Annotated in this window: 6 protein-coding genes and 2 pseudogenes; 4 read left to right on the forward strand and 4 right to left on the reverse strand. The window is 31.4% G+C overall.

The window, feature by feature from the left end:
- Nucleotides 1-207 (forward strand): annotated as a pseudogene (locus ACIQZC_RS08810) (N-acetyl-alpha-D-glucosaminyl L-malate synthase BshA); the annotation flags it as partial.
- Entirely contained in the window at nt 200-634 is a 435-nt protein-coding gene (locus ACIQZC_RS08815; protein WP_396138861.1) for a protease complex subunit PrcB family protein, read from the forward strand. The pseudogene ACIQZC_RS08810 and the gene ACIQZC_RS08815, both read left to right, overlap by 8 nt.
- Nucleotides 635-674: 40 nt before the next feature.
- Here ACIQZC_RS08815 and ACIQZC_RS08820 read toward each other — a convergent pair whose 3' ends face one another.
- Entirely contained in the window at nt 675-1,166 is a 492-nt protein-coding gene (locus tag ACIQZC_RS08820; protein ID WP_396138862.1) for a hypothetical protein, read from the reverse strand.
- 145 nt (nt 1,167-1,311) lie between these two features.
- Between ACIQZC_RS08820 and aroC the strand changes: the two genes are divergently transcribed.
- Nucleotides 1,312-2,376 carry a chorismate synthase gene (aroC, locus tag ACIQZC_RS08825; RefSeq protein ID WP_396138863.1) on the forward strand — a complete coding sequence of 355 codons (1,065 nt, stop codon included), beginning with the start codon at nt 1,312-1,314 and terminating at the stop codon, nt 2,374-2,376.
- A gap of 72 nt (nt 2,377-2,448) precedes the next feature.
- The gene (locus ACIQZC_RS08830; protein WP_396138864.1) at nt 2,449-3,894 is read left to right on the forward strand and encodes a T9SS type A sorting domain-containing protein; all 1,446 of its coding nucleotides are present in this window, start codon (nt 2,449-2,451) and stop codon (nt 3,892-3,894) included.
- A 34-nt stretch (nt 3,895-3,928) separates the two neighbouring features.
- Here the strand turns inward: ACIQZC_RS08830 and ACIQZC_RS08835 are convergent, their stop codons facing one another.
- From ACIQZC_RS08835 to ACIQZC_RS08845, 3 genes and pseudogenes are all read right to left on the reverse strand, one after another.
- Nucleotides 3,929-4,072: a hypothetical protein gene (locus tag ACIQZC_RS08835; RefSeq protein WP_396138865.1), complete on the reverse strand. Its 144-nt coding sequence runs from the start codon at nt 4,070-4,072 to the stop codon at nt 3,929-3,931.
- A 67-nt stretch (nt 4,073-4,139) separates the two neighbouring features.
- Complete coding sequence (locus tag ACIQZC_RS08840) at nt 4,140-4,559, reverse strand: thiol-disulfide oxidoreductase DCC family protein (RefSeq protein WP_396138866.1); 420 nt, start codon at nt 4,557-4,559, stop codon at nt 4,140-4,142.
- 8 nt (nt 4,560-4,567) lie between these two features.
- Nucleotides 4,568-5,230, reverse strand: a pseudogene (locus tag ACIQZC_RS08845) (DNA mismatch repair protein MutS); the annotation flags it as partial.

A 5,230-nucleotide genomic window follows, 5' to 3' on the forward strand; every position in this document is an offset into this window, starting at 1 on the left:
AATAAAGATGGATATTCTGGTTATTTAAGCGATGTAGGCAATGTAAAAAAAATGAGTCGAGATGCCATTTTGCTTTTAACGAATGAAGAACTCCTCAAACAATTTAAAGTTAATGCATTTGAAACTGCTAAATTATTTGATATTCAGCAAATTATGCCTTTATATGAACAAATTTATTATCAAGCAATTCAATCCAAAAATGATTAAAGCACTTTCAATACTATTTTTATTTTTCACTTCGTGCATTGCTCCAAAAGTGAATGTATTACTGCCAACTTTCTCTACAATTTATAAAAATTCAAATAGTGGAAATGAAAAGTCGGGATATCTTCATGTTACCAATAATGAAGATTATATCAAATTAATTGAATCTTTAAAAATTGATGAATCTGAATTTAATAAATTAGTTACCGTTAATTTTAAAGAAAATGATATTATCATACTATATCAAGGACAAAAAAACACAGGAGGTTATACAATTGATGTTGCTTCAATACATTGGGAAAAAGATGTTTTATGGGTTAAAAAAAATGAAACCTTTCCTGAAACAGGAAAACCAGTTACAATGGCAATAACAAATCCTTATTGTATTACAATAATTCCAAAGGCAAAAAATATAATCATAGAAGAATAAAAAAAGGCTCCCTTTAGGAAGCCTTTTTTACATACATAAATTAATCAAATTTATAGCGAACACCTAATGCTAAATCAGGACCAAAATTATTTTCTCTGTAATCATTAGAGTTTAAATAAATTTCAGGCCTTATGTCTAATGATAATTGTAATGGAAAATCAAAATTATATTCGATTCCTAAATCTCCTGCAATAAATAAGAAAGTACCACTATCACTTTGACCGTTTGTTGAATAACTCCAGCTTCCAAGACCTCCACCAGCTCCAGCATACCAATTAAATCCTTTATCAATGTTCCATAACCATTGGTATAAACCAGCTAATTTGATGGCGTCAACTTCTTTACTATTTCTCCAACCTAAATCTAATTCTAATCGATTGTTTGCTGTTAAATCTCTCTGATACGAAATTTCAGTTCCAAAACCATCGTTATCCCCTAATCGTAATCCCAATGTGTTTTTTGAAATGTCTTGTGCTTGTGTGCTTAATGCCATTCCAAATAGCATCGCAGCAGATAAAATTACTTTTTTCATATTGACTTATTTTTATAAATATAATCATTTAATGTCAAAAAATATGCCAATAGTATTATATAATTTACAGTTTTTATTTAATTTTCATTGCAACTACTTATTTATTTAAATATAGTAACTTTGTATTATCATTAAAAGCTAAATTATGGCAGGTAATACTTTTGGTAAATTATTGAAGTTGACCACTTTTGGAGAATCACATGGCACAGCTATTGGCGGAATCATTGAAGGATGTCCGGCAGGAATAACCTTAGATTTTGATAAAATAGCACTAGAAATGGCTCGTAGAAAGCCAGGACAATCCAAAATTGTATCCCAAAGAAAAGAATCGGATACCGTGCAATTTTTATCAGGTATTTTTGAAGGAAAAACGACAGGAACTCCCATAGGTTTTATAATTCCAAATGAAAATTATAAGACAGAAGATTATTCGCATCTTAAAGATAGTTTTCGTCCAAGTCATGCAGATTATGTCTATGAGAAAAAATACGGGATTCACGATTATAGAGGAGGAGGAAGAAGTTCGGCAAGAGAAACTGCGTGCAGGGTTGTTGGTGGTGCTATTGCTAAGCAAATCATTCCAGGCATTAAAATTAATGCTTTTGTATCTTCTGTTGGAAATATTTTTATTGATAAACCCTATCAGGACTTAGACTTTTCCTTAATCGAAAGTAATCTTGTTCGATGCCCAGATAGCGAAACTGCTGCAAAAATGGAACAGTTAATTACTCAGGTAAAAAAAGATGGTGATACCATAGGTGGAACGATTACTTGTGTCATTCAAAATGTACCCATAGGTTTGGGTGAACCTGTATTTGATAAATTGCATGCCGAATTAGGAAAAGCGATGTTATCCATAAATGCTGTTAAGGGGTTTGAATTTGGCAGCGGGTTTTGTGGAGCAACGATGACAGGAAGTCAGCATAATGACTTATATAATGAAGACGGCACCACTAAAACTAATTTATCCGGTGGCATACAAGGTGGAATTTCAAACGGAATGGATATTTATTTTAGGGTTGCCTTCAAGCCAGTAGCTACATTGTTGCAAAAACAAGACGTTTTAACGAATCAAGGTGCTATTGTTGAACTACAAGGTAAAGGCCGTCATGATCCTTGTGTGGTTCCTAGAGCTGTACCCATAGTAGAAGCCATGGCGGCTTTAGTAATTGCAGATTATTTTTTGTTTGATAAAATCACAAAAATTTAACAAAATTATTATTAAAAAATATTATATTTCAGTTTTATGTTATATTTTTGATTAAACTTTAAATTAATTATTATGAAAAAAACTTTACTTTCAGCATTTTTAATGCTAACTTCATTTTTATTTGCTCAACAAAATTGTGGAAGTGCAGTAGAAATTACTGCTAATGGAACTATCACTGCACCAGCTATAACAGGTACTTACGTAACTTCTTGCGATCAAACTAATCCAGATGCTGCTGGACCTTATTATGGTGTATGGTATAAATATACCGCAACATCAAACGGAACAGTAGCTTTAACTTCAAATTTACCAGCAAATGTAGCACCTAATAGTGATGATACGAGGTTGTCTGTTTGGCAAGGTGCATCATGTTCAGCTTTGACATGTGTTGGTGGTGCAGATGATGTTTCTGGAACTGTTTATTTGTCAACATTTAATTTTAATGCTATTGCAGGCACAACCTATTACTTTCAATGGGACAGTAGATTTTCTGCTCTTGGTTTCAATTTTACATTTACTTTTACTCCAGTTTCATGTTTTCCTGTAACTACCTTAAATGCAGCTACTAGTATTGCAACTACATCAATTACATTAAATTGGGCTGCGGCTTCATTAAACCCAGCAAATTATGATGTTCAATATGGTCCTTTGGGTTTTACTTTAGGAACGGGAACGTTGGTGTCAACTCCAACTAATTCAATTACATTAAATGGATTGGCTGCTTCAACTGGATATGACTATTATGTTAGAAGTAATTGTGGAACATCTCAAAGTACATGGACTGCAGTAAGTTTTTTCTCTACAGCAAAAGTATGTCCTCAAACTTTTGGTTTTGAAAATAACAGCGAATTAGTTGGTTGGTCTACTTTTGGAAATGGTTCTTATGGTTTAAGTCAAAATGCACCTACTTTAGCTCAAGCTGGAAATTTTTATTGGATATTTAATACAAATACTACTGCTGCTTCAAATAATTGGTTGTTCACACCTGCATTTTCTTTACAAGCTAATGAAGCTGTAACAATTACATTCTGGGTTAGATGTGCCACAGCAAGAAGTTTGAGATTAACTGTTGGTAATTCTACATTACCGGCATCACAAACAACGCAATTGTGGGCAAATGCTGCTTTAAACAATCCAACTTTTACTCAATTTACTGCTTCATTTACTCCATCAATATCTGGAATTTATTATTTTGGTTGGAATGATATATCAACAGCTCAAGCAGTTGCTACAATGAGATTAGACTCAATTAATTTTAGTTCAGTTCTTTCTACAAACGAATTTTCAGAATCAAATTTTTCTATTTATCCAAATCCAACATCTTCAATCATAAACATTTCAAATCCTAATAATGTTGAAATTAAAAACATTTCAGTTGTTGACATTAATGGTAGAATTGTAAAAAATCAATCGGATTCTCTATCTCAAATTAACGTTTCTGATTTGAATGCTGGAGTTTACTTTGTAACTATTGAAGCTGCAGAAGGAAAAACAACTAAGAAATTTATCAAACAATAATTTCTTAATTACATAAACTAAAACGACCAGCTAATCACTGGTCGTTTTTTTTCTTTTTATCATTTCCCATCATTAATAGAACAGCTGCAACTAATCCAATAATTACTAAGGCAAAAACCCCAATCATTATAAATGTTCCGTTGTCATGTGAATATAGTGGTAAGTCTATTTTGTTCATAATTTCTAAATTTTAGTTGAATCAAAACTAGTTTAATTTAACGGATAGAAATATGACAATTGTCATGCTATAAAAATTTTGCAAGTAATTCTGGTGTAGGCACTAAACACGCTTCTTTTTTCCCATACCATTTATATCTGTTTTTGGCGACAAAATCATATATAAAATCTCTCAATACAGTTGGTAAAATTTGAAATAAAGTAGCCCAAGTGAAAATTCCAGATAATCCTTTTGCAATTTCTAATACTGCCGAAGATTTATAATAATAGGCAAATCCTGGTTCATATAAAATAACACTATCAATATGCATTGGGTTAATGCCAATGTGTTTTACGATACGTTGGCCTAAATCCGATTGTAATGCAACAAACCTAAATAGATCGTTTTTATCGTATTTAATTACGAAATGAACTGAAGCATCGCAAAGGTTGCAAACACCATCGAATAGTATGATTTTCTTTCCTTTTGGTAAATTTTGAAGTTCCATAAATACAATTAAATTGGTTGAACATATTCTAATTGATCGATACTTACTTTTGAGGTAAAAATTCCGTAATTAACTGTGACCTTATTCTTTTCAATAGTATCGATAGTACCAATTGCTTTTCCGTCTATCATTCGCACACGGTCGCCTATCTTTAAAACAACTTTAGGTATATTATCTTCTTGAATTTTAGCTTTGATTTTCTTTTCTTTCTTTACGGTTCGAATTTCTTCTACTTTCACCTTAACTTCTTCAACAACCTTTTTTTGAATAACTTCTTTGACCTTCTTTTCTTTTACAGATAATTTTTTACGCTTTGAATTTTCAATTTCAACCATTTTTAAAAAATCACCAATGAGGATTTTTTTATCTTTATTATTGAAATAGCTTTCCGAAATATCATCAATTTTTTGTCCAATATAAATTAATCGTTGATTAGCATCATATAATTCTTGATAGCGCTCTAATTTATCCTGAATTTTAGCATTAATGGTTTCCATTTTTTTGCTTTCTCCACGTGCTTTTGTCTCTTCTTCTTTTAAATTTAATGACGTTTTTTCAAGTTTAGAACGCTCTTTTTGTAAGGTAGCTATGGTTTTATCAAATCGTACTTTTCCTCCATCAATTTTTTTCTTGGCACGATTTATTAATCCATATGGAATTCCATTTTTTTG

Source organism: Flavobacterium sp. (genome assembly GCF_044338735.1).
Classification (GTDB): domain Bacteria; phylum Bacteroidota; class Bacteroidia; order Flavobacteriales; family Flavobacteriaceae; genus Flavobacterium.